Source organism: Falsiroseomonas oleicola, assembly GCF_019029495.1.
Taxonomy (GTDB): domain Bacteria; phylum Pseudomonadota; class Alphaproteobacteria; order Acetobacterales; family Acetobacteraceae; genus Falsiroseomonas; species Falsiroseomonas oleicola.
This window is the reverse complement of the sequence record NZ_JAERQM010000004.1, coordinates 186,294-211,916: the sequence shown is the minus strand read 5'-3', so window position 1 is coordinate 211,916 and position 25,623 is coordinate 186,294. Positions and strand designations below refer to the sequence as shown.

Below are 25,623 nucleotides of genomic sequence, written 5' to 3'. Positions count from 1 at the left end.
CGGGGGGTGGCCGGCAAATCATCGTGTCGTGGGGGTCTCCTCCCGCAACCCGTCCAGTCGGGCGGGCAGCCCGCGCGCAACATCAAGCTCGGCACGCAGCCGGGGCAGGTCCGCGAGTCCGGCCACCCGATCCGCCGTCAGCAGGTCGAAGGTGCCGGACATCGGCCCCTCCCCCATCCGCGCCTGTTCCTCCGCGCGCAGCTCCGCCAGCGCCGCATCGTCGCCGGCCAGGGTCAGCAAGGCGGCGATGCGGGCGATGATCGGCTTGTGCTGATCCGAAAGCGGCGCCGGCGGCGGCGGGGCGATGGTCGCCAGGTGCTGGCGCAGCGCCGTGGCGGCACCGGCCCAGTCCTGCCGTTCCTCCAGCAGCACGGCCAGCTCGGCCGCGGCGGCGGGACCGGCCGCGCGGAAACGCGCCGCCGCATCGGCATGCCGGCCGGTGCGCGCCAGGGCACGGGCTTCCAGCATCAGGCGGGACTGGGTCAGATCGGCCGACAGTGATTCGTTGGCGGTCTCCTCCAGCGCCTTCAGCGCGCCGGGGCCATCGGCCGCGCCCAGGGCCAGCCCGGCGAGGCGGGCACCGAGGCGGCCCTTCGATTCGGCGTCCGCCGCCCGGCTGACCGCACGGCGCAGCACATGGCTCGCCCGGTCCAGCAGGTCCAGCGCCGCCAGGCGATCGGCCAGCGAGCCCAGCGCCTGCTCCGTCGCATCGCCCGGGGGCAACATCTCGGCATGGGTGTCGTAGAGTACCACGGCGGCAACCGGCGGCTCCCGCTCCAGCGCGCCGAGCAGCGCCGCGATCTCACGCTCCCGCAGCCCTGCGGCGAGGTTCGGGAACATCGCCGCCGTCTCGCGCAGCAGGTCGAAGGCGCCGCGCGCATCGCCGGCCTGCATGCGCAGCTCCGCCAGGCGGGACCGCCCTTCCGTCTCCATCGCATCGCCGCGCCAGGCGGCCAGGGTCGGCTCCATCGCCGCGGCGGCGCCGGCGGCATCGAGCAGACCATTGGCCAGCCGCAGCTCCGCCGCACGGCGCAGCGCCAGTGCCCGGGCGCGGCGGTCGCGGCCGGCGGCCAGTGAGTCATAGGCGGCCAGCGCCGGTTCCAGCGCGCCCTCCGCCTCCAGCACGCGGGCGCGCGCGAGGGCCAAAGGCGGATCATCCTGGTCGCGGGTGGCCAGCAGGCGGCGCGCCGCGACGGATTCGCCGCCGGCCGCCAGGGCCTCCGCCGCCAACGGCGCCAGGCGCGCCTGCAAGGGCTCGGGATAGGAGAGCAGCAGTGGCAGGCCGGCGGCGACCGCCTTGGCGCCGTCCTGGCCGCGTGCCGAGGCCAGCAGGCCACGCCACAGCGCCACCTCATCGGTCTCCGGCAGGCGCGGCGCATCGAGGCCGGTGGTCTCCGCCAGCCGCCCCGCCAGCAGCGCCGCCATGGCCTGCAGGGCGCGGCTGCGCGGCAGTTCGGCCAGGACCGGGTCTTCCCGCATCGCCAGCGTCACCATGGATTGCGCTTCCTGCGGCAGGCCCAGCGCCAGCAGCGCCTCCGCCACCTGCATCCGCGGCTGGCCCCGGCCGAGCGGCGCGGCGGCGGCGACGGCGGCGGTGGCGTTGCGCAGGCGCTCCTGCAGGGCGGCGACCGCCTCGCCCGGCAGGTCGAAGCTGCGGGTCATCGCCGTCGCGGCGCCGCTCGCGGCCGGCGCCTCGGCGCCCAGCGCGAGTTCCGCCCCGGCCGAGGCACCGGCCAGGAAGCGGCCGGGCAGCGCGCGCAGCGTCACCGTATCGGCGCGCGGCAGCAACGCGGCGCCGAGCCGGGTCGGCAGCAATTCGAACAGCGCGGCGCGGCGCCCGGCGGGTACCGCCTCCGCCCCATCCAGCACCGTGCCGACCAGCAGCGCGGTGCCGGTTTCGGGATCGAGGACGGAAACGCTGCCGCCGGCGCGGCTGGCATGCAGCAGCAGGCGGGCCGGCGGGCCGGGCTCGACCTCCGGCATGATGGCGCGTAGTGCCACCTCGTCCACCGGCTGGTCGAGCAGCCAGGCATTGCCTTCACGGCGCAGGCGCGGGGCGCGCAGGAAGGTGGCGGGCAGGCGCAGCGTGGTGGCGTCGGGGCCGGTGCTCGCCTCGGCCGCGGCGAAGACCGGGTTGGCCCGCAGCGCGGCGAGGTCGAGCGGCAGCGGCGCGTCCAGCACCAGCATCCAGACGCCGCCGCGCCGGAACAGCGCCGCGCCCACCTCCGCCGTGGCGGGAATGGACAGCGCCGGGCCGGGCAGCAGGCGCACCGCCAGGCCACGCGGGGCGACGGGCGTGCCGGGCGCGGCGGCGGGTTGCGGCGCGGGTCGCAGCATGGCCTGCGGAGCGGCCTGGCTGGCCTGGGGTGCCTCGGCCAGCGCCTCCCGCGCCACCGGCGCACGGGGCGCGGCCTGCACCACCACGGGCGCCTCGGCGGGCGGCGGCGTGGCGGGCTGGAAGGGGCTGCGCTCCGCCGTGGCCGTGCGGGCCGGGGGTGTCGCGCGGGCCGGCGGCGCGGCGCGCGGGGCTGCGGGCACCACGATCTGGGCCGGCATGGGCGGTGCCGCCGGGGCGGGTGCAGGTGCGGGGGCGGGTGCAGCGGCGGCGGCGCGGCGCGCCGCGGGGCTGCCGCTGGCGGCGCCGAATTCGTCGCGGCCAGGATCCAGCACATCGACCACGATTCGGTTGCCGATGCGGAAATGGCGCATGCGCGCACCGGGCGCCATCTGGATGCGCGCGGTATCGGTTTCGGCCGTGACGCCGAGGACGTTGCGCGGCGGGCGGCGCACCGCGGCGAGATCGAAGGCGCCGGGCGCGGCGAAGCGCAGCGTCACCTGGCCATCGGATTCCTCGACCCGGTAGGCGACATTGCCGGGCCAGTCGAAGACCAGGCGGACGAAATTCGGATGCGCGCCGGTACGTAGCGCGACCCTGTCCTGCGCCGCGACGGGGCTGGCCAGAAGGCCGCCCAGCAGCAGCACGGCGACACCGGAAAGGCATTTTTGCCTGAACATGGATTTTCCTTTCCGGTCTTCCGCACCGGTGCCGTCGTCAGTCGAAATCGGCGAGCAGCTTGTCGATGTCGGCCTGGCTGACACCGGCCCCCGGAAGTTGCGGCCCATGCGCCAGGCGGCGGCCCTCGGTCTCGTCCGGATCGACCGGCGCGGCTGCCGATTCGCCCGACGCCGCATGGCCGCTGACCGCGCCGAAGCGGGACACCACCTGGTCGACGCGCGCCTCGATCGCCTTCAGCGCCGTCACCACCTTGCCGATTCGCTGGCCGGTGATGTCCTGGAAGCTGCAGGCCTCGTAGATGCGCGTCACGGCATTGCCGAGCGCCTCCGCCTCCGGCCCACCGATGCGGGTGGCGACGCCTTCCAGCGTTTCGCACACATCCAGGATCTCATTCGTCGCCTGGGCGGTGTGGTCGACGATGGCATCGAGTTCGTCGGTGGCGGAGGGGATGTGGCTCAGGGTGATGTCGTCCACCTTGAGCGAGGCGATCTCCTGCTTCGCGCGCGCCACCGTCCGGCCGAGCCCTTCAAGCTCGGCCAGCAGCGCGGCTTCCACGACGGTCAGGTCGCCGGACATGCTGCCCAGCACGGCGCGCACCGCGGATTCGATGCGCTGCCCTTCCGCCGTGGCCTCGGCCCCATGGGGGGCGCTTCCGTCAGGCATTCGCCATCACCTTCTCGATCTTGCCGCGCAGCGTCTCGGCGTTGAACGGCTTCACGATGTAGTTCGAGACGCCGGCGGCCTTGGCGGCGATGACGTTCTCGGTCTTGCTCTCGGCCGTGATCATGATGAAGGGCGTGGATTTCAGCCGCGCATCGGCGCGCACTTCCTTCAGCAGGTCGAGGCCCGTCATCGGCGCCATGTTCCAGTCGCTGATGACCAGGCCGAAATTGCCGGCGCGCATCTTCGCCAGCGCCTCCGCCCCGTCCGTCGCCTCCTCGACATTCTCGAAGTCGAGCTGCTTCAGCAGGTTGCGGATGATCCGCAGCATGGTCTTGTAGTCGTCAACGATCAGCACCGACGTGTTCTTGTCCATTGGCTCTGCGCCCTCACTGTCCAAACCACCGCCATCCTGGCGCACCGACTCTTACCAACGCGCATAGATGCGGGTGTTTTTTTGCGGCGCTGTCCCGCGCCGCCGACCTCATTGCGTGGAAATGCGCGCGGCCCGCAGCCGTGCCAGTTCCGCCGTCAGCGCCCGCGCGCGTTCGGGGCGCATCGCCCCCATCACCGGGGCGGCCTTCGCCTCCCGCATCTGGTCCATGATGCGGACCAGCACGGGCATCTCCAGCTCATCGAAGATCACCGCCGCATCGCGCGGACGCATGCCTTCATAGAGCTTCACCAGGCCGCGCATGCCGGCCTCCTCCCGCGCCGCGCGTTCCCGCTCCAGCGCCTCGAGCTGCTGCTGCAACCCGACGAGTTCCTCGACACGCTGGGCCAACCGGCGTTCGGCGGCGGCGACCATCGTCTCCCGCGCCACCGCCTGCGCCTCGCGCGCCTCGATGGCGGCGCGGCGCGCGCGCAGCGATTCCAGGATGGCGCGTTCCGCCTGCTGTTCCGGAGTCGGCTCGGCAGGTGCCGCCCGCGCGGCGGCGGGCGCGGGCGTGGCGGGGCGTGCCGGCGCGGGTTCGGCGGCGATCGCCGTCCCCTCCCCGCTCCGCCACATGCGTTCCAGCTTGGTGCCCGCCAGCACAGCCATCACCGCGAAGGCGATCGGCAGCAGGCGCGGCCGCGGCAGGCGCAGGCGACGCGGCGCGGCGGCGGGTGCCGCCGCGGTGGGCCGCGCGGCCGGATTCGGCGCGGCGGGCTTCGCGATGCGGGCCATCAGCGGCCACCCCGCAGGGCGCGCAGCAATTCACGCTCCGCCTCGCTGCGCGGCGTGGGGCCGGAGGGTTCCGCGGCCATGGCGCGGGCCGGCGCGGCCTCCATCGGCGTGGCATGTCGCGATTGCCGCACCAGCCCGTCCAGCCGATCCGCCATCATCTCCGCCCGTTCCGTCAGGAAACGCAGGTCGTCACGCAGCGGCTCCGCCACCGCGACGCGTTCGGCGACGACGCGCCCTGCCTGTTCCGCCGTCGCGCGCAGCCGGGCGAGCGTCGCCTCCGCCGCCTCGCTGGCCGCGGCGATGCTGGCGGCACCGGCTTCCAGCGCCGCACCCTCGCGCCGCAGGGCGCTGATCTGCCGTTCCAGCCGCCAGGCGAAGGGCACCGCCATCGCCAGCAGCGCCAGCAACGCCGCCTGCGCCGCCCATTCCATCATGCTCATGCCGCGTGTCCCATCGCCATCGCCTGGGTCGGAGGTTCGCGCCCGCTGTCGATGCGCACCGCCAGCTTGTTCTCGCGCCGGCCGAGCTGCCCTTCGAACAGCGCCACGTCGCCGCAGCGCAACTGCACCGGGGAACCGGGCGGGGAGGCCAGGATGATGCGGTCGCCCACCTTCAGCCGCAGCACCTGCGACAGCAGCATGGCCTGTTCGTCCAGCACCACATCCAGCGCCACATCGGTCTGGCGCAGTTCCTCCGCCAGGTGGGTTTCCCAGATGCTGTCGCGGCCGAAGCGTTCGCCCATGAACTGCTGCAGCAGCAATTCGCGCACCGGCTCCAGCGTCGCATAGGGCAGCAGGATCTCGATTCGCCCGCCGCGATCCTCCATGTCCACCCGCAGCCGCGCCAGCACGGCGGCGTTCGACAGGCGGGAGATGGCGGCGAAGCGCGGATTGACCTCCAGCCGGTCGAAGCGGAAATCCACGGGGCACAGCGGCTCGAAGGCATTGCGCAGATCGCCCATCACCACGGTGATGAGGCGTTCGACCAGCGTCCGCTCGATGGTGGTATAGGGCCGGCCCTCGATGCGCATCGCCGCCGTACCGCGCCGGCCGCCGAGCAGCACGTCCACCACCGAATAGATCAGGCTGCTGTCGACCACGACCAGGCCGTGATTGTCCCACTGCTCCGCCTTGAACACCGCCAGCATCGCCGGCAGCGGGATCGAGTTCAGGTAGTCGCCGAAGCGCAGCGAGGTCATCGCATCCAGCGAGATCTCGACATTGTCCGAGGTGAAGTTGCGCAGCGTGGTGGACATCAGCCGGACCAGGCGATCGAAGACGATCTCCAGCATCGGCAGGCGTTCATAGGCGATGAGGCCGGCGGAGATGATCCGCTCGATCCCGCTTTCGCCATTGTCGCCGGCCGGGCCGCTGTCGAAGCCGAGCAGGCTGTCGATCTCGGCCTGGTTCAGCACCCGCGCGGCATCCGCCGCCGGCACCGCCTCCCCCGGCGCGTCGTCGAAGGGGTCGGGGGCCGCGGCCTCCGACTCCAGCGACGCGCCCCAGGCAGCGGCGAGATCGTCTTCTTCCGAGGTGCCGCTCATTGGACCAGCATCTCCATGAACAGGACATCCGTGATGCGGGCGGGGGCGGCGGCGAGCGTGGCGCGCGCCATCAGCTCCTCACGCAGCCGGTGGGTGCCGGCGCTGCCGCGCAGTTCCTCCGGCCGCACTTCGCGCAGATAGGTCTGGAACAGGTCGATCAGCCGCGGCATCGCATCCGTCACTGCCGCCGCATCCTCGGCCTTGCTGATCTCCAGCTTGGCGCGCAGCCGGACGAAGACCGGGCGTCGGCCCGGGGCGTTCAGATTGCTGATGATCTCGGGCAGTTCGACGAAGGCGGGGGGGCTGCGCGGGGGTGGGGCCGCCTCGGCCTCCGCCGCCGCCGCCGCGACCTCCTCCGGCGTCGGCCCGCCCATGCCGAGCATGTTCGGCAGGATGCCGGTGAACCACAGCCCGGCGCCCGCGCCGAGCAACAGCAGGACAGGCAACAGGATCAGCAGCAGCTTCTTCTTGCCGCCCTTGCCCTTGCCCGCGGGGGCATCGCCCTCCGCCGCCGCATCCATCTTGGCTGCCGCCGCCGCCATCTTGTCGACCGTGCCTTTCGCCTCGCATGCCGGACCGCCGGCACCCCTGGGTGCGGCACAATGGCCCGAAGGGCGTTAACGAAGCCTTGCGGCGGCGCGGCCTGCCGGGTGGGGCGGCCATTTCTGCCGGGCTTCGGCAGAAGCTGCACCGGCGGGCCCTGCACCGGGGGCGGAAAATCCTGGCACGGCGCTTGCCCTACTCCCTTCAGAACCGCCCTGACGAGACCCGACCCATGGACAGCCCCGGCTATATCGTTCTGTCCCGCCTGGTGGCGCAGAGCCGCGCCGCCGCCGTGACCGCGAACAACATCGCCAATGCCGACACGCCCGGCTTCCGCGCCCAGCGCCCCCTGTTCGGCACGGTGCTGGAGCGGCAGTTGGATGCGGCGGTGCCGAGCGGTGGCCGGGACCTGGCCTTCGCGCAGGACCGCGCGACCTGGCGCGACACCATGCCGGGTGCCGTCGCCACCACGGGCAATCCGCTCGACCTGGCCCTGTCCAACCCGGATGGCTACTTCGTCGTCGAGACGGCGCGCGGCGAACGCTACACCCGCGCCGGCCGCTTCAGCCTGGACAATGAGGGCCGGGTGGTGACGCCGGAAGGCTTCCCGGTGCTGAACGATGCCGGCCAGCCGATTCGCGTGGCGCAGGGCGACAGCCGCATCGAGGTGATGGGCGATGGCATGCTGCGCACGGAAAACGGCCCGGTCGGCCGGCTGCGCGTGGTGCGCTTCGCCGATGCCCAGAAGCTGAACGCCGAGGGCGACCGCATCTTCTCCCGGCCGGAGGATATGCAGGCCGAGCCGGTGGAGCGCCCCGGCGTGGTCCAGGGCGCCATGGAGGGCAGCAATGTCCGCCCGGTGATCGAGCTGACCCGGATGACCGAGGAGCTGCGCGAATTCCAGTTCGTCTCGCAGATGGTCGAGAAGGAAGGCGAGCGCCTGGGCAGCGCCGTCGAACGCATTCTGCGCCGCCGCTGAAGTTGGTCTGAGTAAGGAATAAGAAGATGCGCAGTCTGCACATCGCTGGGACCGGTATGATGGCCCAGCAGACCAACGTCGAGGTCATCTCCAACAATATCGCGAATATGAGCACGACGGGCTACAAGCGCCGCCGCGCCGAATTCCAGGACCTGATCTATCAGAACCTGCGCCGCGTCGGCAGCCAGTCGGCCGATACCGGCAGCGTGCTGCCCTCCGGCGCCCAGGTTGGCCTCGGCGTGAAGACCGGCGCGGTCTATCGCATCTCCGAACAGGGCAGCCTGTCGCAGACCGAGAACCGCTTCGACCTCGCCATCCGCGGCAACGGGTATTTCCAGATCACCCTGCCGACCGGCGAGGTCGCCTATACCCGCGACGGCACCTTCGCCCTGTCGCCGGAAGGCGTGCTGGTGACGGCGGATGGCCATGTGGTGCAGCCGGGCATCAACATCCCGGCCGCGGCGCGCGACGTCACCATCAATGCGAATGGCGAGGTGCTGGCGAAGCTGGACGGCCAGGTGGAGCCACAGAATGTGGGACAGATCCAGCTTGCCATCTTCGCCAATGAGACGGGGCTGGAAGCGGTCGGCGACAACCTGCTGCTTGCCACCCCCGGCTCCGGCGCCGCCCAGCAGGGCGCGCCCGGGGCGCCGGGCTTCGGCCAGGTGCTCCAGGGCTTCGTCGAAACCTCCAACGTCAACGTGGTGCAGGAGATCACCAACCTCATCACCGCCCAGCGCGCCTATGAGATGAACAGCAAGGTCATCTCGGCCAGCGACGAAATGCTCTCCACCCTGTCGCGGCTGCGGTGAGCGCCATGCGACGCCTGGCATTCCTGTTCTGCGCCCTTGCCTCCGCCGCCATGGCGGAAGCGCCGGCCACGCTGCGCCCCTTCGCCACGGTGGAGAATGCGGTGGTCCGGCTGGACGACCTGTTCGATGGCCTCGGGGAACGTGGCGCCACGCCGCTCGGCCCCGCCCCGGCCCCGGGCCAGCGGCTAGTGGTGGAGGCGGCGCAGCTCGCCGCCATCGCGCGCCTCAACGATGTGGCCTGGCAGCCGAGCGGCGGCGGCGACCGGGTGGTGCTGGAACGCCCCGGCCGCGCCCTGGCGCGGGAGGAGGTGATGGAGGCGCTGCGCATGTCGCTGCAGGCCCAGGGGGTGGAGGAGGAGGCGGACCTGACCCTTCAGGCCTTCATCCCGCCCCTGGTGCCCGCCGCCGCCTTCGCCCAGGTGACGGTGGAGCAGGTGATCTACGACGAGCAGACCCAGCGCTTCAGCGCCAGCCTGGCGGTGACGGCGGAAGGGATGGCGACGCATCGCATGCGCCTGGCCGGCCGCGCCGTCATCACCCATCCCGTGCTGGTGGCGGCGCGCCGCCTGACCGTCGGCGACGTGCTGGGGCCGGAGGATGTGCGGCTGGTGCGGATGCCGGCCAGCCGGCTGCGCGCCGGGTCGGCGGAGCGGCTGGACCAGGCGGTGGGCCAGGCGCTGCGCCGCCCGACCGGGGTCGGCCAGCCGCTGCTGCTGGCGAACCTGTCACAGCCCCTGGTGATCGAGCGCGGCCAGACCGTGACCATGCAGTACGACATCCCCGGCCTGTCCGTGCTCGCCCAGGGCCGCGCCCTGGAAGGCGCGGCGCGTGGTGGCGTGCTGCCCGTGATGAACCTCGGCAGCCGGATCGTGGTGGAAGCCCGCGCCATCGGTCCTGGCCGTGTGCGTGTGGAGACCGGACGATGAAGCGCCTGCATGTCCTGCCCCTGCTGCTGCTGGCCCTGCCGGCCTGCGAGCGGCTTTCCGAGGTCGGCCGCCCGCCGGCGATGGCCGCCGTCACCAGCCCCACGGCCGCACCGGGCTACCAGCCGGTCTCCATGCCGATGCCGGCGGCGCAGCCGCCGACCCATGGCGGCAACAGCCTTTGGCGCCCCGGCAGCCGCACCTTCCTGCGCGACCAGCGGGCGGCGGCGGTGGGCGACCTGATCACCGTGCTGGTCAGCATCCAGGACACCGCCCAGCTCCAGAACACGACGGAGCGGGAGCGGGAGGGGACGGACCGGATGGGCATTCCGCGCCTGCTCGGCCTGGAAAGCTCCCTCACCCGCATCCTGCCGAACAGCATCGATCCCTCTTCCCTGGTGTCGACCAGCGGCGCGCAGACCACCAATGGCACCGGATCGATACGGCGGAACGAGACGGTGACGCTGCGCCTGGCGGCGACCGTCACCCAGACCCTGCCGAACGGCAACCTGGTGTTGGCCGGGCGGCAGCAGGTGCGGGTGAACCATGAATTGCGCGACCTGCAGGTGACGGGCGTGATCCGGCCGCAGGATATCGGCAGCGACAATACCGTGCGGCATGACCGGCTGGCGGAGGCGCGCATCGCCTATGGCGGGCGGGGCACCGTCTCCGACGTGCAGGCCCCGCGCTACGGGCAGCAGCTTCTGGATATCGTGCTGCCCTTCTGAAAAAGGGGGCGCCCCCCCTGGGGGGCCCTTTGCCCCTCCGGCTTCAGGCCGCCGCGGCGCGGCGGCGCTGCACCAGTTGCAGCAGCAGCACGCCGCCGCCGAAGACGATGCCGATGGTGTCCGTCACGAAGCCGGGCTGGATCAGCGCCAGCGCCGCGATGAACAGCGCCACCCGTTCCCACATCGGCATCGGCCGCAGCAGATAGGCGTGCAGGGAAGCCGCCAGCAGCAGGCAGCCCGCGGTCGCGCTCGCCACAGCAAAGATCACCTCGCCCCAGGTGCCGATCAGCAGCAGGGCCGGCTGGAAGACGAAGATGAAGGGCACGATGAAGCCGGCCGCGCCGATCTTCATCGCCGCCCAGCCGCTGCTCCACATATCCGTCTTGGCCAGCCCGGCGGCGGCGAAGACCGCGAGCGCCACCGGGGGCGTGATGGCGGACAGGATGGCGAAGTAGAAGGCGAACAGATGGGCGGCCGGCACCACCACGCCCATGGCGATCAGCGCCGGCACCAGCAGGGAGACCATGACGATATAGGCGGGCGTCGTCGGCATCCCCATGCCGAGGATGATGCCGGCCATCATGGTCAGGATCAGCGCGAAGATCAGGTTGTTGTCGGCGACATTCACGACGAGCTGGGTGAAGGTGATGCCGAGGCCGGTCAGCGCGATCAGCCCGATGACGATGCCGGCGCAGGCGCAGGCCATGGCGATGCCGAGTGCATTGCGCGCGCCATCCAGCATCGCATCCCACACCGCGGCGATCGTGACGTGGTGGCGGCTGTTGGCGCGCAGCGCGGCGGCCGGGAAGCAGGCGAGCGTTGCGACCAGCGCCACCAGCGGCGCGGAATAGCCGGCGAAAAGACCGACGATGATGACCAGGATGGGCAGGAACAGATGCCAGCTCTCGCGCATCACGTCGCCCAGCTTCGGCACCTCATGGTCCGGCAGTCCGGCGAGGCCGGTGCGCTTCGCCTCGAAATGCACCGCGGCGAAGGTCGCCACATAATACAGCAGCGCCGGGATCAGCGCCCAGGTGATGACCTGGAGGTAGCTGACGCCCAGGAACTCCGCCATGACGAAGGCGGCAGCGCCCATGATCGGCGGCATGATCTGCCCGCCGGTGCTGGCCACCGCCTCCACCCCCGCCGCGAATTGCGGGCGGAAGCCGCTGCGCTTCATCAGCGGGATGGTCACCTGCCCGGTCACCATCACATTGGCGACCGCGGAGCCGGAGACGGAGCCGAAGAGCGAGGAGGAAATCACCGCCACCTTGCCCGGGCCGCCGCTGTGGCGGCCGGTGAGCGCGAGGGCGAAATCCATGAACAGCTTGCCGACGCCCGACCGCTCCATGAACGATCCGAACAGCACGAAGATCACCACGAAGCCGGCCGAGACGCCCAGCGTGGATCCGAAGATGCCGTCCGTCGTCAGGTAGAGCTGGTCCAGCATGGCCAGCGGGCCGACATCGGTGAAGAAATAGGACCAGGCCAGGAAGACCATGCTGGTGATCGGCAGCGCCCAGCCGATGACACGGCGCGTCGCCTCCAGGATCAGCGCCACCAGCAGCCAGCCGCCGATGATGTCGGCGGGGCGCGGGTCGTCGATATAGGGGATGCGGTTGACCAGCCAGTCGTATTCCACGAACAGCCGGCCCACGGCCCAGATGGTCAGCGCGCAGAGCAGCCAATCCTCGGGCCCCGGCGCGCGCTGCGCGGCGTCCTTGCCCTGCCGCAGCGGGAACAGGATGAAGACCAGCGCCATGGCGAACAGCAGATGCGTGCCGCGGAAGATCACCGCCTCGGGCGGTGAGGTCGCGATGGCCCACATATGGTACACGGCCATTACGGCCGCGATGGTGCCGGCCAGCCAATGCATGGCGCGCGCATAGGTCATCGCCGCTTTCCCCGTATCCTGAACGCTGTGTAATTTGGTGTCTGGGCGGATGCATCAGGGCCGGTGCCGGGCCTGCCATGGCAGCCCGTCATCCGGCCCTTCTGGTCGTTTGCGCGCCTGGACAGGCCGGGCGCGCCGTCATGGCCTCAGCGAGAGGCCGCTTCCTGGTAGAAGCGCGCGGCGCCGGGGTGCATCGGCACGCCGATATCGGCGGCGGCGGTCACCGGGGTGCTGTCGCGCATGGCGGCCACGATGTTGCGCAGCGTGCCGACATTGTCCCAGAGCAGCTTCACCATCTGATAGACCTGATCCGGGTTGCGGTCGCAATTCGTGATCAGATGCGCGGTATAGGTGATCTGGGTCGGCGTGCCTTGCTGCTGCGGATAGGTATTGGCCGGCAGCTGCGCACCCTGATAGCCCGGGTTGATCTCCCGCATCTTGTCGACATAGCGGGACAGGTCGATGATCCGCATGGACCGCGCGCTGGCCAGGTCCATCACCGCGCTGGCGGGGATGGTGGTGCCGAGGGTGAAGACCTGGGCATGGCCGTCGCGCAGCAGGCCGACCGCATCCGTGTAGCTGGACTGGAAGCTGGCGCGCACGTCGCTGTAGCGCATGCCGGCGGCCTGCAGGATGTGCTGCGTCACCACCTCGGCCGTGTTGCCGCGCGGCTGCAGCGCAATCGGACGGCCGCGCATGTCCTCGATGGAGTTGATGCCGGAATCGGCCAGGGCGATCACCTGGAACCACTGCGGGTAGAGCGAGCCGATGTTGCAGACGTTGCTCACCGCCTCGGGGAAGGGCGCGCGGCCGGCGATGCCGTCCACGGTGCTGATGGAATTGCCGAAGGCCACCTGGGCGCGGTTGGCGCCGATGCCGCGCACATTGGCCACGCCGGCGCCCGGCAGGGTCTGCACCGTCAGGCCGGGGATGGCGCTTTCCCAGATGTTCTTCAGCGCACCCGAGATCGGCACCCAGACCCCACCCTGCGGGCCGGTCATGAAGCGAAGGGTCTCCTGCGCGGATGCGGGGGTGGCCAAAGCCACGGCACCAAGCATGGCAAATGCCGCTGCGGCGGTCCGGATGGTCATTGTTGTTCTCCCTAAGGTCATCTTGGTCGTGCCGTCGGTATTCACGAAGACGAGGCGCACGACAACCCCGAAGCCGCATGGCGCCCCCACAATCTCGCCACAAAGCAGGCCGCTTCTTCACATGGGCCGCAATGATTCGCAGGCATGTCCCACATGCTGACACACGGCTCCGCCAGCTTGGCAGGCCGCGCCTCGCCTTCCCCCCCAACCCGCCGCTGCGATACACTCCGCCGCCCATGGGCGAGGAGCGACATGTCGGGATGTGCGGACGATATCTGTTGCAGCGCACGCCAGCGCAGTTGGCGGAATATTTCGAGACGCTGAACCCGACGCCGAACCACCCGCCCTCCTGGAACATCGCCGTCACGCAGATGAGCCTGGTGGTGCGCCGCCATCCGGAAAGCGGGGAGCGTCACCTTGATGCGCTGCGCTGGGGCCTGGTGCCGCGCTGGGCGCAGGATGCGAAGGACGCGGCCAGGCTGATGAACGCCCGCGCCGAGGGCCTGGCCGAAAAGCCCTCCTTCCGCGAAGCCTTCCAGAAGCGCCGCTGCCTGGTGCCGATGGACGCCTTCTATGAGTGGCGGCAGGAAGGTGCGGCCAAGCAGGCCTATGCCGTGGCGCAGGCCGACGGGATGCCGATGGCTGTCGCCGGATTGTGGGAGGGCTGGAAACAGCCGGATGGCACCTGGCTGCGCAGCTACACCGTCATCACGACGGAGGCGAATGCGAAGCAGGCCCTGGTGCATGCCCGCATGCCGGCGATCCTGCCGCCGGAGGTCTGGGACGCCTGGCTGGGCGCCGAACCGGCCGAGCCGGAGGAACTTCTGGAACTGCTGGTCCCCTGCCCGGCCGAGGAACTGCTGGCCTGGCCGGTGGACAACCGCGTCGGCAAGGTGGCGGAGAACGACTCCCGCCTGCCGCGCCGCGACCCCAGGGCCAGCCCGCCGCCCGAGCTGGACGACGCGCCACCGGAATGGGTCGGCTGACGAAGCCGCCCGCTCAGTCGTCGCGGTGCACGCGCTCCATCCGCTCGTGTCGCTCCTGCGCCTCGATGGACATCGTGGCGATCGGGCGGGCCTCCAGCCGGCGCAGGCCGATCGGCTCCCCGCTTTCCTCGCAATAGCCGTAGGTGCCGTTCTCCACCCGCTCCAGCGCCTGGTCGATCTTGGAGATCAGCTTGCGGGCGCGGTCGCGGGTGCGCAGTTCCAGGGCACGGTCGGTCTCGACGCTGGCGCGGTCGGTCAGGTCGGCCTCGATGATGCCGCCCTGGCCCATGGAGGTCAGGGTCTCACCTGCTTCCCGCACCAGGTCACCCCGCCATTTCAACAGCTTCTGCCGAAAATACTCCAACTGAAGCGGGTTCATGAATTCTTCGTCGCTGCTCGGACGATAATCCGGCGGCAAGGTCACCAGCATGGCAGGACTTCCCCAACCTTTGCCGCCCGGGTCCCGGCGCCCGGGGTGGCGAAAGCGGCCGGACCATAGTGGCGGCAATGGGGCGGGTGCAAGGGCTCGTTTCGCCGCAAGCGTCTGATCTTCGCCCGCTTTTCAATCGGATGACGGTTCCGGGGCAGGTCGGCGCGCCAATTCCAGCCGCGCCCGCAACCGAATCTCCGCCATCAGCGCGGCCAACCCCGGCTCCAGCCCCGGCTCCACCGGGGCGGCCAGCGCTTCCAGCCGCGCCCGCCGCGCACCATCCTCCGGCCCGTCGCGCAACAGGTCGAGTTGCAGGCCGCGCAATTCGTCCAGCGCCTGGCGGGCGCGGCGGCGGGCGCGCTCGGCCGGGGGCTCCGGTGGTGCGGCGGAACCGGAATCCTGCAAGGCCAGCAGGCCGCCGAGCGCGGCGGGGCCGGACATCGCGGCGCTGGCCGCGGCTTCCCCACTCATCTCCGGCAGCGCGAAACCGCCGCCGGGGCGCCGCACCCTGCCGCCGCCCTGCACCCCACTGAACCCCGCCGGCCGCACCGGACCCACTGCCATCACATCGCCCCCTTCTGGAACCTGCGCATCCTAGCCCAAAGCGGCAAACATCGTCTTACCACACGGCAGCCCCTGCCCCACCCCGGCAATCCCTGCCGCCCGGATACCCCCGCAGGCCTGGCACGCCCCTTGCGGAAGCCATCCCGCGCCCCGTGACCCACTTCCGCGGCGGCGAGGAGGTTGATTGTGCCGAAAATTCCTTGCCCGAGCATGAGCATCCCGCGGCGTCTCCTGACGGTCCTGCTGCTGTGCCTCGCCTTGCTGCCGGCCCTGGCGCCGGCCGGCGCGCAGGGCCAGGTGCGGATCAAGGACATCGCCGATATCGAGGGGATGCGGGAGAACCAGCTGGTCGGCTACGGCCTGGTGGTCGGCCTGAACGGCACCGGCGACAAGCTGCGCAGCGCGGTCTTCACCCGGCAGTCGCTGATCGGCGTGCTGGAACGCCTGGGCGTCAATACCCGCGACCAGGAACGCCAGCTCGATACCCGCAACGTCGCGGCGGTGATGGTCACCGCCAACCTGCCGGCCTTCGCCCGTACCGGATCGCGCATCGATATCGCGGTCTCCGCGCTCGGCGATGCCACCAACCTCACCGGCGGCATGCTGCTGGTCACCCCGCTGCTCGGCGCGGATGGGGAGGTCTATGCGGTGGCGCAGGGGCCGATCGTCACCGGCGCGGTTTCCGCCCGTGGCGCCGCCGGCTCCGTCACCCGGGGCGTGCCGACTGCCGGCCGCATCGCCAATGGCGCGACGGTGGAGCGGGAGGTGGCCTATACCTTCGCGGGCGGCGACCGGCTGCGCCTGGCACTGCGCAATCCGGACCTGACCACGGCGCGCCGCATCGCCGCCGCCATCAATGCCAGCGCCGGCAGCCAGGCCGCCACGGCGACCGACCCACGCACCGTCAACGTTTCCCTGACCGGGCGCGATTCCATCGCCTTCATCGCCCAGATCGAGCAGCTTCGGGTGCAGCCGGACCAGATGGCCCGGGTGGTGATCGAGGAAGCCTCCGGCACCATCGTCATGGGCGCCAATGTGCGGCTGTCCACGGTCGCCATCGCCCAGGGCAACCTGACCATCCGCATCACGGAAACGCCGCAGGTGGTGCAGCCCAATGCGCTGGCCGGCGGGCAGACGGCGGTGGTGCCGCGCACCGGGATCGAGGTGGATGACCAGTCCGGGCGCCGGCTCGGCATCCTGCCCGGCAGCGTGACGCTGGAGGATCTGGTGCGCGGGCTGAACGGCCTGGGCGTCGGGCCGCGCGACATGATCACCATCCTCCAGACCATCAAGGCGGCAGGTGCCCTGCAGGCCGAGCTGGAGGTGCGCTGAGATGAGCATCTCCGCCCCCCAGGCCAGCACGGCGCCGCGCCCCATCGCGAGCCAGCGCGGCACCCCCAATACGCCCGAGGCGATGCGCCGCGTGGCGCGGGATTTCGAGGCCCAGGCACTCGGCGCGCTGTTGCAGCCGATGTTCCAGGGCCTGGACAGCAAAGGCCCCTTCGGCGGCGGCGCGGCGGAGGGCCAGTGGCGCCCGATGCTGGTGGACTCCATCGCCAAGGACCTGGCCAAGGCCGGCGGCCTCGGCATCGCGGATTCGGTGTTCCGGGAACTGACCCGGCTCGCCGCCGCCGCGAACTCCCCTACCCCCCACCCCACGGAGACAAGCGCACCATGATGCAGCCGCTGATCGTTGCCGCCCAACGCCTGAGCGAGGCGCTGCGCGCCGAGAACGAGGCGCTGGCCCGGCTGGACCTGAACAGCGCCGCCGCGCTGGCCCTGCCGAAGCAGCAGGCCTCCGACGCTTTCGCCGCGGCCTTCGACGCTGCGAACCGCACGAATTCCAAGGCCGTGGGCCCCGATCGCGCCAAGGCGGAGGAGCTGGCCGGGCGGCTGCGCGACCTGGGCGCGGAGAATCGCCGGCTGCTGGAACGCGCCATCGCGCTGCAATCCCGCGTGATCGAGACCATCGCCGGCGCCACCCGCCCGGCCGGCCCCGGCACCTATGGCGAGCGTGGCCGGCAGCGGGACGGGCGGCACCAGCCGCTGTCGATTTCCTCCCGCGCCTGACCGCCTTTCCGCGGGACAGAACGTCACGCGGGGGCGCTTGCCGGAAGCTGCGCGCGGGCGCAGCTTGCCGCGCATCGCATGCTCCGCCGCAACGCAACATTCCTGGTCATCTCCGCGCTGACCCTCTGCTCCGCCATCGCGGTCGCGCTGCTGCGCGGCATGGGCGCCGTGTGGCATGCGCTGGATGCGACCTGGGACCTGATCCTGACGGTGCTGCCCTCCATCATCGGCGGCCTGCTGCTTTCCGCCGCGCTGCGCCAGCTGGTGCCGCCCGGGGCGCTGGCGCGGTGGATGGGGGCGGAGAGCGGAATCCGAGGGCTGCTGGTGGCGACGGCGGCCGGCATGGCAATGCCAGGCGGGCCGGTCGCGGCATTCCCCGTGGTGCTGGTGCTGGCCCAGGCCGGGGCGGATCGCGGCGCGCTGATCGCCTTCGTGCTCGCCTGGTCGCTGAACGGCTTCCAGCGGATCGTGGTCTGGGAACTGCCGATCCTCGGCGCCGATTTCGCCCTGCTCCGCCTGATCTGCGGCCTGCCGCTGCCGGTGCTGGCGGGGCTTTTCGCGCGCTGGCTGCCGATCCGCTGGGACCCGGCCGATGCGCCCGGCATGCAGGACCGCCGATGAGCTTCGGCGTGATCGCCATCTGGGTGGTGGCACTCGGCGCGCTGGGGCTGTGCCTGCGGCGCAGCCCGGCGGTGGGCCGGCGGGCGGTGGCCGATGCGGGCACCGCGCTCTGGCGGGTGCTGCCGGTGATGCTGATGGCGCTGCCCATGGCGGCCTTCCTGGCGGAGCTGATTCCGGCCGGCTGGGCGGAACGCTGGCTCGGTCCGGATAGCGGCTTCATCGGCATTCTGCTGGCCTCCGTAGCCGGCGGCGCCATGCCGGGCGGACCCTTCGTCGCCTTCCCGCTGGTGCTGGGCTTTCTGAAGGCGGGGGCCGGGCCTTCGCAGATGGTGGCGCTGATTTCCGGCTGGGCGATTCTCGGCCTGCACCGGACGCTGGCCTGGGAACTTCCGATCCTCGGCGGGCGCTTTATCGTCGTGCGGCTGCTGGCGAGCTTTTCCCTGCCCCTGCTGGCGGGGCTGGCGGCCGAGTTGCTGCTTCCGCTGTTTCCAGGCGTGGCGCTGCGCTGAAGCGGCCTGCGCCGTTGCCGCAATCCCGCCGCTTCGGCATAGCATTCCCCACGCATGAACCACGCCATCACCTCCGAGACGGAAGACTGGACCGCGCTGCTGGCCGCGCGGCAGGGCGCAGCCGTGCCACGCGGCGCCTTCGGCGACCTGTTCACGCCGCTGCTCGCCGCGCCCGAAGCGCCGGATGGCTGCGTCGTGATCGGCCGGCTGGCGCAGACGCTGGATGGCCGCATCGCCTGCGCCAATGGCGCCTCGCAATGGATCGGCGGGCGCGGCGACATCCTGCACACGCATCGGCTGCGCGCGCTGTGCGACGTGGTGATGGTGGGCGGCGGCACCGTGCATCATGACGATCCGCGCCTGACGACGCGGGAGGTCTCCGGCCCCAACCCGGTCCGCGTGGTGCTGGACCCCCGCCGCCGCCTGCCCGCCACGCATAAGGTGTTTTCGGATGGCGCGGCGCCGACCCTGTTGGTGACCAGCGCCGAGGGTCCCGCCACCCACGGCCTGGCCGAGGTGCTGTACCAGCCAGACGGCCCCGACCTCCCCGCCCTGCTCCGCGAACTCGCGGCGCGGAATCTGAGAAGGATATTCGTGGAGGGGGGCGGGCGGACCGTCTCCGCCTTTCTCGCCGCCGGCTGCCTCGACCGGCTGCATCTGACGGTGGCGCCGATCATCCTCGGCTCCGGCATTCCCGCCTTCACCCTGCCCAGCGCCGGCCGCATCGCCGATGGGCTGCGCTTCCGCTGGACGCCGCATGCAATCGGGGAGGACATGCTGTTCGACATCGCGCTGCACCGCGCCCAGCCCGGAATCTGCGAGGAACTGGGCATCTGCGAGGAGACGACCGCACCATGAAGGCTAAGGCCCTCTGGATCACCGCCCCCTTCCAGGCGGAGCTGCGCGAACAGGAGCTGGAGGTGCCCGGCCCCGACCAGGCGCTGGTGGTCACCTCGGCCTCCGGCATTTCGCGCGGGACGGAACGGCTGGTCTTCTCCGGCCGGGTGCCGGAGAGCCAATGGCCGGCGATGCGCGCGCCGCTGCAATATGGCGACTTCCCCGCGCCGCTCTCCTATGGCTATGCCGCGGTCGGCACGGTGAAGGCGGGGCCGTCGCATCTGCATGGGCGGCGCATCTTCTGCCTGCATCCGCATCACGACGCCTTCGTGGCGCCGGCTGCCATGTGCATCCCCATCCCGGATGACGTGCCCGACCGCCGCGCCGTGCTCGGCGCGAATATGGAAACGGCGGTCAATATTCTCTGGGACGCCCGGCCCCTGGTTGGCGAGCGGGTGCTGGTGGTGGGCTGCGGCGTGGTCGGGTTGCTGGTGACCTATCTGCTCGGCCGCATCCCCGGCCTCGACCTGTGGGCCTGCGACACGGATGCCTCGCGGCGCGCCATCGCCGAGGATTTCGGCGCAAGCTTCTGCGCGCCGGAGGATGCGCCCGGCGAGCGCGACCTGGTGATCCACGCCTCCGCCAGCGCCGAGGGTCTGCGCCTAGCCCTGTCGCGCTGCGGCTTCGAGGGGCGCGTGGTCGAGGCCTCCTGGTTCGGCGACCGCCTGGCGGAATTGCCGCTGGGCGAGGCCTTTCACGCCAGGCGCCTGTCGCTGATCTCCACCCAGGTCGGCCATGTCGCCCCCGCCATGCGCGGCCGGCGCACGCATGGCGAAAGGCTGGCGCTCGCTTTGTCCCTGCTGGAGGATGCGCGGCTGGACGCGCTGCTCGGGCCCGACACCGCCTTCGCCGACCTGCCGCAGGCGCTGGACGCCTTGCTGTCGCCGCCATCGGGGGCACATCAGCCGCTCTGCCCCGTCGTGACCTATTCCAAGGAATGAGCCCTTCATGTTCAGCCTGACCGTCGTCGATCACATCATGATCGCGCATTCCTTCCGCGGCGAAGCCTTCGGCCCGGCGCAGCGGCTGCACGGCGCGACCTTCATCGTCGAAGCCGAGTTCCGCGCGCCGCAGCTCGATGACCTGCATCTGCTGGTGGATATTGGCCTGGCGAAGGATCATCTGCGCGCCATTCTCGCGCCGATGGACTACCGCAACCTGGATGCGGAGGACGCCTTCGCCGGCAAGAACACCACGACCGAATATCTCTGCCTGCATATCCATGGCCTGCTGGCCGCGGCCTGCCGCGACGGCGTGCTGGGGGATGGCGGCAAGGCGGTGACGGGCCTCAAGATCCTGCTGCGCGAAAGCCACATCGCCTGGGCCGCCTTCGAGGGGCCCGTCTGACCTTGGATATCGCCTTTCTCGTCCCCGCGCCCTTCGACGCCATCTCGGGCGGCTATGGCTATGACCGGCGCCTGGTCGCCGGGCTGCGCGCGCTCGGCCATGCGGTGACGGTGCTGGAGTTGGAGGGCACGCACCCCCAGCCCGACACCACCGCTTTGGCCAGCGCCCGGGCGGCGCTGCAAAAAGTGCCGGAGGGGGCGCGGATCATCATCGACGGCCTCGGCCTGCCCGCCTTCCAGCCGGTGCTGGAGGTGCTGGAGCAGCGCGGCGCGGTCGGCCTGATCCATCACCCGACGGCGCTGGAACACGGCAATCCCGGCCCGGTGCGCGACGCGCTGCGCGCGGCGGAACAGGCGATCTTCCCCCACCTCGCGCGCCTGGTCGCCACCAGCCCGCTGACCGCGCGGCGGCTGGAGCCGGAATTCGGCGTCGATGCCGCAAAGGTCGGCGTGGTGGAGCCGGGCACCGATCCGGCGCCGCGCAGCATGGGTTCCGGTGGGCCGGGCTGCGCCATCCTCGCCATCGGCACGCTGGTGCCGCGCAAGGGGCATGACGTGCTGCTGCGCGCGCTGGGTGGACTCTCCGATCTCGACTGGTCCCTGACCATCGCAGGTGCGCCGCGCGACAAGGTGCATGCGGATGGCCTGCTCGCCTTGGCGGAAGAGCTGGGCCTCGCCGGCCGCGTGACCTTCGCCGGGGAGGTCGACCAGCCGACGCTCGACAAACTCTGGGCCGGCACCGACCTGTTTGCGCTGGCGACGCATTGGGAAGGCTATGGCATGGCGGCGGCGGAAGCCCTAGCGCGCGGCGTGCCCGTGGCCATCACCGCCGGCGGCGCGATCGCGGAGGTGGTGCCGGTGGCGGCGGGGGTCATCTCGCCGCCCGGCAATGTCGTCTCCCTCGGCAAGGCGATGCGCCGCGCCATCTTCGACACCGATCTGCGCGCCGAGATGGCGGAGGCCGCCTGGGCCGCCGGCCAGAAGCTGCCGCGCTGGGAGGATCGCGCCACCGCCTTCCTCGCTGAACTCGACAAGGCAGGCTGAGATGGCGGAGAGTTTTGACGGCGACTGGCTGGAACTGCGCGAACCGCATGATGCGGCCGCACGCAACCTGGACCTCGCGCAACGTCTGGCGGAGGCGCTGCCGGCGCGGCCGCGCATTCTCGATCTCGGCGCCGGCACCGGGTCGCTGCTGCGCTGGCTGGCGCCGGCGATCGGCCGCGCCCAGGCCTGGACCCTGGTGGACGCCGATGGCGGGCTGCTGAGCCGCGCCTTCACCACCACCGCGGATTTCGGGGAGGCGATGGGCTGGCCCGCCACCTATGCCTCCCGCAAGACGCTGCTGGTGCATGCGCCGGGCGGGGCCTGGCGGGTGGAGGGGCTGGTCGCCGATCTGCGGGACGCGCCGAAGGGCCTGCCGCTGACGCAGGTGGATGCGGTGGTGAACACCGCGCTCTGCGACCTGGTTTCCGAGGATTGGATTTTTCGTATTGCCGCCGCCTGCGCCAAACGTCGCCTGCCCTTCTATGCCGCACTGAACGTGACGGGGCGGGAGCGCTTCGACCCGCCGCATCCGACCGATGCGCTGGTGGCGCGCGGTTTTGCGCGCGATCAGCTTCGCGACAAGGGATTTGGCGGCATCGCGCTGGGCGCGCGCGCGCCGGCGGTGATCGCCGCGGCCTTCGCGGCGCAGGGCTATGCCGTGCATCGCGCGCCGAGCGACTGGCGGATTCCGCGCCAGGACCCGGAGATGGCCGCCGCCATCGCCAGCGGCCATGCCCGCGCCGCCATGCAGCAGGATCGCCGTTCGCGGCCAAAGCTGCTGAACTGGGCGGTGGACCGCCGCGCCGAGGCAGGTCTGAACCGGCTGTCCGTGCGCATCGGCCACAGCGATGTCCTCTGCCTGCCGCCCAAGGAGTAAACAAAAATGCCCCTTCTGCTCGGCTGCATCGCCGATGACTTCACCGGCGCCACCGACCTCGCCTCCATGCTGGTGAAGAACGGCATGGCGACGGTGCAGGTCATCGGTGTTCCAACCGGACCTTTGCCGGAGGCCGATGCCATCGTCATCGCCCTGAAGTCGCGCACCACGCCGGCCCGGGAGGCCATCGCCGAAAGCCTCGCGGCGGCGGAGGCCTTGCTGGCGGCGGGCGCGAAGCAGATCTTCTTCAAATACTGCTCCACCTTCGACAGCACCGATGCGGGCAATATCGGGCCTGTCGCGGATGCGCTGCTGAAGCGGCTCGGCGCCGGCTTCGCATTGGCCTGCCCCGCCTTTCCCGCGAATGGCCGCAGCATCTATCAGGGGCATCTGTTCGCTGGCGCGCATCTGCTGAACGAGAGCGGCATGGAGAACCATCCGCTGACGCCGATGAAGGATGCGAACCTGGTCCGCGTGCTCAGCCGGCAGACGGAGGGTGCGGTGGGGCTAGTGCCCTTCTCCGTGGTGGAACAGGGATCGCAGGCGATCCGCCAGGCGATGATCCGCATGGCGGAAGGCGGGCGGCGCTACGCCATCGTCGATGCCGTGACCGATGGGCATCTGGTCGCCATCGGGGAGGCCGCGGCGCATCATCCGCTCATCACGGGCGGGTCCGGCATCGCCATGGGCCTGCCGGCGAATTTTCGGGCGGCGGGATTGCTGCCGGAACGGCCGGACGCCGCCGCACTGCCGCCGGCCAAGGGCATGTGCGCCGTTCTCGCGGGAAGCTGTTCCCGCGCCACGCTCGGCCAGATCGGCTTTGCGCGGGATCATGCGCCGACGCTGGAGTTGGATGTACTGGCGACGCCGGACGCAAAGGCCCTGGCGGCGCAGGCGCTGGACTGGGTGGAGGGCAAGCTCTCCGCCGACCATCCCGTGGTGATCGCCGCCAGCGCGCCGCCCGAGAAGGTGGCGGCGCTGCAGGCGAAGCTCGGTCGCGACGCGGCGGGGGCGCTGGTGGAACATGCGCTGGCGGCCGTGGCGCAGGGGCTGGTGGCGCGCGGCGTCGGGCGGCTGGTGGTGGCGGGCGGCGAGACCTCCGGCGCCGTAGTCTCGGCGCTGGGCGTGGCGACGCTGCGCATCGGCGCGGAGATCGACCCCGGCGTGCCCTGGACCTATGCAGAGCCGGCGAACATCCACCTCGCCCTGAAGTCCGGCAATTTCGGCGCGCGCGACTTCTTCCTGAAGGCCTTCGCGCATGTCTGAGGACGCCGCCCGCGCGCAACTCGCCGAACTCGCGAAAAGCCTGTTCGATCGCGGCTACAGCGTCGGCACCGCCGGCAATATCAGCGTGCGGCTGGCGGATGGCTATCTGATGACGCCGACCAATTCCTGCCTCGGCCGGCTGGACCCCGCGCGGATCAGCAAGCTGGGGCCGGACTGGGCGCATCTGTCGGGCGACAAGCCTTCCAAGGAAGTCTTCCTGCATCGCGCAATGCTGACGGCACGGCCGGAGGCAGGCGCCGTGGTGCATCTGCATTCCACCCACGCCACCGCCATCTCCTGCCTCGCGCCCGAGGGTGGTGATGCGGAGATCCCGCCGCTGACGCCCTATTTCGTCATGCGCATCGGCCGCCGCCTGCCCTGCGTCGCCTATTACCGGCCGGGCGATTCCGCGATGGAGCCCGCGGTGCATCAGGCGGCGCTTCTGGCAAAGGCCCTGCTGCTCGCCAATCACGGCCCCGTGGTCAGCGGCGCCAGCCTGGCCGATGCGGTGCATGCGGCGGAGGAGCTGGAGGAAGCGGCGCGCCTCGCCTTGCTGCTGCGCGGCGTGCCCGGCGTGCGGGCGCTGAACGCGGTGCAGGTGGACGACCTGCTGAAGACCTTCGGCTAAGCTACAAGGAAGCCGCGGGGTCGATCCGCACCACATAGCTGCGCCAGTCGGCGCGGCTGGCGATGCGCTCATACAGCGCGATGGCGCCCACATCGCCCTCCGGCACGATCCAGCGCAGATGGCTCCAGCCCCGGGTCGTGCCCATGGCCACCGCGGCGGCGATCAGCGCGCGGGCGACGCCCTGGCCGCGCGCCTCCGGCCGCACGAACAGGTCGTCGAGCATGCCGCAATGCCGGGCGAAGACCACCTCCGGCAGGTCGAACAGGATGGCGAAGCCGAGCGGCGTGCCGGCGGCATCCTCCGCCAGCAGCACCTCCGCGGCCGGATGCCGCGCCAGCAGCGCCGCCTGGGCCTCCGGTGTCGCGCTGGCGGCGCCGTTGAGCACGTCGCGCATCTCGGCGGCGTAGAGCGCCAGCAGCGGCGCCAGTCGGTGGCGCTGATCGCGCGGCAAGGGAGCGATGTAGCAGGTCATGGCGATGGGCCTTGAACGCGAAAAGGGCGCCGCCCGCAAGCGGACGACGCCTTTTCGCTCGAGCGGGATGACTTGAGGTGAAATTAGCGAAAAGTCTGAATCCCGGGGATCCAACAGCGCTGGACCCTGATGCGTGAACGAAGGTGAACGCATCAGGGTCCAGTGTCCCGGCTGAGGCTTAGGAGGCGGCCTCGGGCGTCGGCGCGGGCGCCTCGGCGGCAGCAGCGGCCGCGGCGGCGGCCTTCTTCGCGGCGCGGGTCGCGGCGCCCTTGCGCGCGGCGTCGGAGCGCGCCGAGGAGGCGGCCTTCGCGGCGGCGGTCGGTGACGGCTTGCGCGGCGCAGCGGCCTTCTTCGGCGCGACCGCCTTCTTCGCGGCAGCGCCCTTCTTCGGCGCGGCAGCCTTCTTCGGCGCCGGCTTCTTGGCGGCAGCGGCCTTCTTCGGCGCGGCGGCCTTCTTCACGGCCGGCTTCTTGGCAGCGGCGGCCTTCTTCGGCGCGGCGGCCTTCTTCGCGGCCGGCTTCTTGGCAGCGGCGGCCTTCTTCGGCGCGGCGGCCTT

General features: G+C 71.3%; 30 protein-coding genes. 17 read left to right on the top strand and 13 right to left on the bottom strand.

Features of this window, described 5'->3' with window-relative positions; translation table 11 throughout:
* Positions 1–18: 18 nt before the first annotated feature.
* The 7 genes from JJQ90_RS14845 to JJQ90_RS14815 all read right to left on the bottom strand — a co-directional run bounded on the left by JJQ90_RS14845 (position 19) and on the right by JJQ90_RS14815 (position 6,929).
* Positions 19–3,015: a hypothetical protein gene (locus JJQ90_RS14845; protein ID WP_216876697.1), complete on the bottom strand. Its 2,997-nt coding sequence runs from the start codon at positions 3,013–3,015 to the stop codon at positions 19–21.
* Positions 3,016–3,052: 37 nt separating this feature from the next.
* Positions 3,053–3,679, bottom strand: a complete 627-nt coding sequence (locus JJQ90_RS14840) for a protein phosphatase CheZ (RefSeq protein ID WP_216876695.1) — start codon at positions 3,677–3,679, stop codon at positions 3,053–3,055.
* A complete protein-coding gene (locus JJQ90_RS14835) occupies positions 3,672–4,052 on the bottom strand; it encodes a response regulator (RefSeq protein ID WP_216876693.1) in 381 nt (126 codons plus the stop codon). The genes JJQ90_RS14840 and JJQ90_RS14835 overlap by 8 nt, the downstream gene beginning before the upstream one ends.
* A 108-nt stretch (positions 4,053–4,160) precedes the next feature.
* Positions 4,161–4,844, bottom strand: a complete 684-nt coding sequence (locus tag JJQ90_RS14830) for a MotE family protein (RefSeq protein WP_216876691.1) — start codon at positions 4,842–4,844, stop codon at positions 4,161–4,163.
* Entirely contained in the window at positions 4,844–5,284 is a 441-nt protein-coding gene (locus JJQ90_RS14825) for a DUF6468 domain-containing protein (protein ID WP_216876689.1), read from the bottom strand. Before JJQ90_RS14825 ends, JJQ90_RS14830 begins: the two co-directional genes overlap by 1 nt.
* The gene (gene fliM / locus JJQ90_RS14820; protein ID WP_216876687.1) at positions 5,281–6,387 is read right to left on the bottom strand and encodes a flagellar motor switch protein FliM; all 1,107 of its coding nucleotides are present in this window, start codon (positions 6,385–6,387) and stop codon (positions 5,281–5,283) included. Before fliM ends, JJQ90_RS14825 begins: the two co-directional genes overlap by 4 nt.
* Positions 6,384–6,929, bottom strand: a complete 546-nt coding sequence (locus JJQ90_RS14815) for a flagellar basal body-associated FliL family protein (protein WP_216876685.1) — start codon at positions 6,927–6,929, stop codon at positions 6,384–6,386. The genes fliM and JJQ90_RS14815 overlap by 4 nt, the downstream gene beginning before the upstream one ends.
* A 233-nt stretch (positions 6,930–7,162) precedes the next feature.
* Here JJQ90_RS14815 and JJQ90_RS14810 point away from each other — a divergent pair, with 233 nt between their 5' ends.
* The 4 genes from JJQ90_RS14810 to flgH are packed head-to-tail and all read left to right on the top strand — an operon-like array spanning position 7,163 to position 10,372.
* Complete coding sequence (locus JJQ90_RS14810) at positions 7,163–7,909, top strand: flagellar hook basal-body protein (protein ID WP_216876683.1); 747 nt, start codon at positions 7,163–7,165, stop codon at positions 7,907–7,909.
* Between the two features lie 26 nt (positions 7,910–7,935).
* Positions 7,936–8,721: a flagellar basal-body rod protein FlgG gene (gene flgG / locus JJQ90_RS14805; RefSeq protein ID WP_216876681.1), complete on the top strand. Its 786-nt coding sequence runs from the start codon at positions 7,936–7,938 to the stop codon at positions 8,719–8,721.
* 5 nt (positions 8,722–8,726) lie between these two features.
* Positions 8,727–9,647 (top strand): flagellar basal body P-ring formation chaperone FlgA, encoded by a 921-nt coding sequence (flgA, locus tag JJQ90_RS14800; RefSeq protein ID WP_216876679.1) that lies wholly within the window; start codon positions 8,727–8,729, stop codon positions 9,645–9,647.
* A complete protein-coding gene (flgH, locus tag JJQ90_RS14795; protein ID WP_216876677.1) occupies positions 9,644–10,372 on the top strand; it encodes a flagellar basal body L-ring protein FlgH in 729 nt (242 codons plus the stop codon). Before flgA ends, flgH begins: the two co-directional genes overlap by 4 nt.
* Before the next feature lie 43 nt (positions 10,373–10,415).
* Here the strand turns inward: flgH and JJQ90_RS14790 are convergent, their stop codons facing one another.
* Both JJQ90_RS14790 and JJQ90_RS14785 read right to left on the bottom strand, forming a co-directional pair.
* On the bottom strand, positions 10,416–12,266 hold the full coding sequence (locus JJQ90_RS14790) for a TRAP transporter permease (RefSeq protein WP_216876676.1): 1,851 nt from the start codon (positions 12,264–12,266) through the stop codon (positions 10,416–10,418).
* Positions 12,267–12,412: 146 nt separating this feature from the next.
* Positions 12,413–13,357, bottom strand: coding sequence for a TAXI family TRAP transporter solute-binding subunit (locus tag JJQ90_RS14785; RefSeq protein WP_216876675.1), 945 nt, complete (start codon positions 13,355–13,357; stop codon positions 12,413–12,415).
* 236 nt (positions 13,358–13,593) lie between these two features.
* On the opposite strand from JJQ90_RS14785, the gene JJQ90_RS14780 reads away from it, so the two are divergent.
* Positions 13,594–14,343 (top strand): SOS response-associated peptidase, encoded by a 750-nt coding sequence (locus JJQ90_RS14780; RefSeq protein WP_329959448.1) that lies wholly within the window; start codon positions 13,594–13,596, stop codon positions 14,341–14,343.
* Between the two features lie 13 nt (positions 14,344–14,356).
* Here the strand turns inward: JJQ90_RS14780 and dksA are convergent, their stop codons facing one another.
* Positions 14,357–14,770: an RNA polymerase-binding protein DksA gene (gene dksA / locus JJQ90_RS14775; protein ID WP_216877302.1), complete on the bottom strand. Its 414-nt coding sequence runs from the start codon at positions 14,768–14,770 to the stop codon at positions 14,357–14,359.
* A gap of 135 nt (positions 14,771–14,905) precedes the next feature.
* The gene (locus JJQ90_RS14770) at positions 14,906–15,337 is read right to left on the bottom strand and encodes a flagellar assembly protein FliX (RefSeq protein WP_216876673.1); all 432 of its coding nucleotides are present in this window, start codon (positions 15,335–15,337) and stop codon (positions 14,906–14,908) included.
* Between the two features lie 210 nt (positions 15,338–15,547).
* Here JJQ90_RS14770 and JJQ90_RS14765 point away from each other — a divergent pair, with 210 nt between their 5' ends.
* The 12 genes from JJQ90_RS14765 (at position 15,548) to otnC (ending at position 24,595) form a co-directional block, all read left to right on the top strand.
* Positions 15,548–16,669, top strand: a complete 1,122-nt coding sequence (locus tag JJQ90_RS14765; protein ID WP_216876672.1) for a flagellar basal body P-ring protein FlgI — start codon at positions 15,548–15,550, stop codon at positions 16,667–16,669.
* A gap of 1 nt (position 16,670) precedes the next feature.
* Positions 16,671–17,015: a rod-binding protein gene (locus JJQ90_RS14760; RefSeq protein ID WP_216876671.1), complete on the top strand. Its 345-nt coding sequence runs from the start codon at positions 16,671–16,673 to the stop codon at positions 17,013–17,015.
* Positions 17,012–17,407, top strand: a complete 396-nt coding sequence (locus tag JJQ90_RS14755; RefSeq protein WP_216876670.1) for a hypothetical protein — start codon at positions 17,012–17,014, stop codon at positions 17,405–17,407. Before JJQ90_RS14760 ends, JJQ90_RS14755 begins: the two co-directional genes overlap by 4 nt.
* A gap of 78 nt (positions 17,408–17,485) precedes the next feature.
* Positions 17,486–18,028, top strand: a complete 543-nt coding sequence (locus JJQ90_RS14750; RefSeq protein ID WP_216876668.1) for a hypothetical protein — start codon at positions 17,486–17,488, stop codon at positions 18,026–18,028.
* Positions 18,025–18,537: a permease gene (locus tag JJQ90_RS14745; protein WP_216876666.1), complete on the top strand. Its 513-nt coding sequence runs from the start codon at positions 18,025–18,027 to the stop codon at positions 18,535–18,537. Before JJQ90_RS14750 ends, JJQ90_RS14745 begins: the two co-directional genes overlap by 4 nt.
* A 54-nt stretch (positions 18,538–18,591) precedes the next feature.
* Positions 18,592–19,395 (top strand): RibD family protein, encoded by an 804-nt coding sequence (locus JJQ90_RS14740; protein ID WP_216876664.1) that lies wholly within the window; start codon positions 18,592–18,594, stop codon positions 19,393–19,395.
* Entirely contained in the window at positions 19,392–20,375 is a 984-nt protein-coding gene (locus JJQ90_RS14735) for a zinc-dependent alcohol dehydrogenase (protein ID WP_216876662.1), read from the top strand. Before JJQ90_RS14740 ends, JJQ90_RS14735 begins: the two co-directional genes overlap by 4 nt.
* 7 nt (positions 20,376–20,382) lie before the next feature.
* Complete coding sequence (locus JJQ90_RS14730) at positions 20,383–20,781, top strand: 6-pyruvoyl trahydropterin synthase family protein (RefSeq protein ID WP_216876660.1); 399 nt, start codon at positions 20,383–20,385, stop codon at positions 20,779–20,781.
* Positions 20,782–20,783: 2 nt separating this feature from the next.
* Positions 20,784–21,824: a glycosyltransferase family 4 protein gene (locus JJQ90_RS14725; RefSeq protein ID WP_216876658.1), complete on the top strand. Its 1,041-nt coding sequence runs from the start codon at positions 20,784–20,786 to the stop codon at positions 21,822–21,824.
* Between the two features lies 1 nt (position 21,825).
* Complete coding sequence (locus JJQ90_RS14720; RefSeq protein WP_216876657.1) at positions 21,826–22,701, top strand: class I SAM-dependent methyltransferase; 876 nt, start codon at positions 21,826–21,828, stop codon at positions 22,699–22,701.
* 6 nt (positions 22,702–22,707) lie between these two features.
* Positions 22,708–23,967, top strand: coding sequence for a 3-oxo-tetronate kinase (gene otnK / locus JJQ90_RS14715; RefSeq protein ID WP_216876656.1), 1,260 nt, complete (start codon positions 22,708–22,710; stop codon positions 23,965–23,967).
* On the top strand, positions 23,960–24,595 hold the full coding sequence (gene otnC / locus JJQ90_RS14710) for a 3-oxo-tetronate 4-phosphate decarboxylase (RefSeq protein ID WP_216876655.1): 636 nt from the start codon (positions 23,960–23,962) through the stop codon (positions 24,593–24,595). Before otnK ends, otnC begins: the two co-directional genes overlap by 8 nt.
* A 1-nt stretch (position 24,596) precedes the next feature.
* Here the strand turns inward: otnC and JJQ90_RS14705 are convergent, their stop codons facing one another.
* Together JJQ90_RS14705 and JJQ90_RS14700 are read right to left on the bottom strand one after the other, a co-directional pair.
* A complete protein-coding gene (locus JJQ90_RS14705; RefSeq protein ID WP_216876654.1) occupies positions 24,597–25,067 on the bottom strand; it encodes a GNAT family N-acetyltransferase in 471 nt (156 codons plus the stop codon).
* 178 nt (positions 25,068–25,245) lie between these two features.
* A partial coding sequence (locus JJQ90_RS14700) for a hypothetical protein (RefSeq protein WP_216876653.1) occupies positions 25,246–25,623 on the bottom strand: 378 nt, incomplete at its 5' end.

Excerpts from the sequence above, each read along its gene's own strand:
- JJQ90_RS14845 (WP_216876697.1), bottom strand. The coding sequence starts at position 3,015 with ATGTTCAGGCAAAAATGCCTTTCCGGTGTCGCCGTGCTGCTGCTGGGC.
- JJQ90_RS14840 (WP_216876695.1), bottom strand. The coding sequence starts at position 3,679 with ATGCCTGACGGAAGCGCCCCCCATGGGGCCGAGGCCACGGCGGAAGGG.
- JJQ90_RS14835 (WP_216876693.1), bottom strand. The coding sequence starts at position 4,052 with ATGGACAAGAACACGTCGGTGCTGATCGTTGACGACTACAAGACCATG.
- JJQ90_RS14830 (WP_216876691.1), bottom strand. The coding sequence starts at position 4,844 with ATGGCCCGCATCGCGAAGCCCGCCGCGCCGAATCCGGCCGCGCGGCCC.
- JJQ90_RS14825 (WP_216876689.1), bottom strand. The coding sequence starts at position 5,284 with ATGAGCATGATGGAATGGGCGGCGCAGGCGGCGTTGCTGGCGCTGCTG.
- fliM (WP_216876687.1), bottom strand. The coding sequence starts at position 6,387 with ATGAGCGGCACCTCGGAAGAAGACGATCTCGCCGCTGCCTGGGGCGCG.
- JJQ90_RS14815 (WP_216876685.1), bottom strand. The coding sequence starts at position 6,929 with ATGGCGGCGGCGGCAGCCAAGATGGATGCGGCGGCGGAGGGCGATGCC.
- JJQ90_RS14810 (WP_216876683.1), top strand. The coding sequence starts at position 7,163 with ATGGACAGCCCCGGCTATATCGTTCTGTCCCGCCTGGTGGCGCAGAGC.
- flgG (WP_216876681.1), top strand. The coding sequence starts at position 7,936 with ATGCGCAGTCTGCACATCGCTGGGACCGGTATGATGGCCCAGCAGACC.
- flgA (WP_216876679.1), top strand. The coding sequence starts at position 8,727 with ATGCGACGCCTGGCATTCCTGTTCTGCGCCCTTGCCTCCGCCGCCATG.
- flgH (WP_216876677.1), top strand. The coding sequence starts at position 9,644 with ATGAAGCGCCTGCATGTCCTGCCCCTGCTGCTGCTGGCCCTGCCGGCC.
- JJQ90_RS14790 (WP_216876676.1), bottom strand. The coding sequence starts at position 12,266 with ATGACCTATGCGCGCGCCATGCATTGGCTGGCCGGCACCATCGCGGCC.
- JJQ90_RS14785 (WP_216876675.1), bottom strand. The coding sequence starts at position 13,357 with ATGACCATCCGGACCGCCGCAGCGGCATTTGCCATGCTTGGTGCCGTG.
- JJQ90_RS14780 (WP_329959448.1), top strand. The coding sequence starts at position 13,594 with ATGGGCGAGGAGCGACATGTCGGGATGTGCGGACGATATCTGTTGCAG.
- JJQ90_RS14770 (WP_216876673.1), bottom strand. The coding sequence starts at position 15,337 with ATGGCAGTGGGTCCGGTGCGGCCGGCGGGGTTCAGTGGGGTGCAGGGC.
- JJQ90_RS14765 (WP_216876672.1), top strand. The coding sequence starts at position 15,548 with ATGAGCATCCCGCGGCGTCTCCTGACGGTCCTGCTGCTGTGCCTCGCC.
- JJQ90_RS14760 (WP_216876671.1), top strand. The coding sequence starts at position 16,671 with ATGAGCATCTCCGCCCCCCAGGCCAGCACGGCGCCGCGCCCCATCGCG.
- JJQ90_RS14755 (WP_216876670.1), top strand. The coding sequence starts at position 17,012 with ATGATGCAGCCGCTGATCGTTGCCGCCCAACGCCTGAGCGAGGCGCTG.
- JJQ90_RS14750 (WP_216876668.1), top strand. The coding sequence starts at position 17,486 with ATGCTCCGCCGCAACGCAACATTCCTGGTCATCTCCGCGCTGACCCTC.
- JJQ90_RS14745 (WP_216876666.1), top strand. The coding sequence starts at position 18,025 with ATGAGCTTCGGCGTGATCGCCATCTGGGTGGTGGCACTCGGCGCGCTG.
- JJQ90_RS14740 (WP_216876664.1), top strand. The coding sequence starts at position 18,592 with ATGAACCACGCCATCACCTCCGAGACGGAAGACTGGACCGCGCTGCTG.
- JJQ90_RS14735 (WP_216876662.1), top strand. The coding sequence starts at position 19,392 with ATGAAGGCTAAGGCCCTCTGGATCACCGCCCCCTTCCAGGCGGAGCTG.
- JJQ90_RS14730 (WP_216876660.1), top strand. The coding sequence starts at position 20,383 with ATGTTCAGCCTGACCGTCGTCGATCACATCATGATCGCGCATTCCTTC.
- JJQ90_RS14720 (WP_216876657.1), top strand. The coding sequence starts at position 21,826 with ATGGCGGAGAGTTTTGACGGCGACTGGCTGGAACTGCGCGAACCGCAT.
- otnK (WP_216876656.1), top strand. The coding sequence starts at position 22,708 with ATGCCCCTTCTGCTCGGCTGCATCGCCGATGACTTCACCGGCGCCACC.
- otnC (WP_216876655.1), top strand. The coding sequence starts at position 23,960 with ATGTCTGAGGACGCCGCCCGCGCGCAACTCGCCGAACTCGCGAAAAGC.
- JJQ90_RS14705 (WP_216876654.1), bottom strand. The coding sequence starts at position 25,067 with ATGACCTGCTACATCGCTCCCTTGCCGCGCGATCAGCGCCACCGACTG.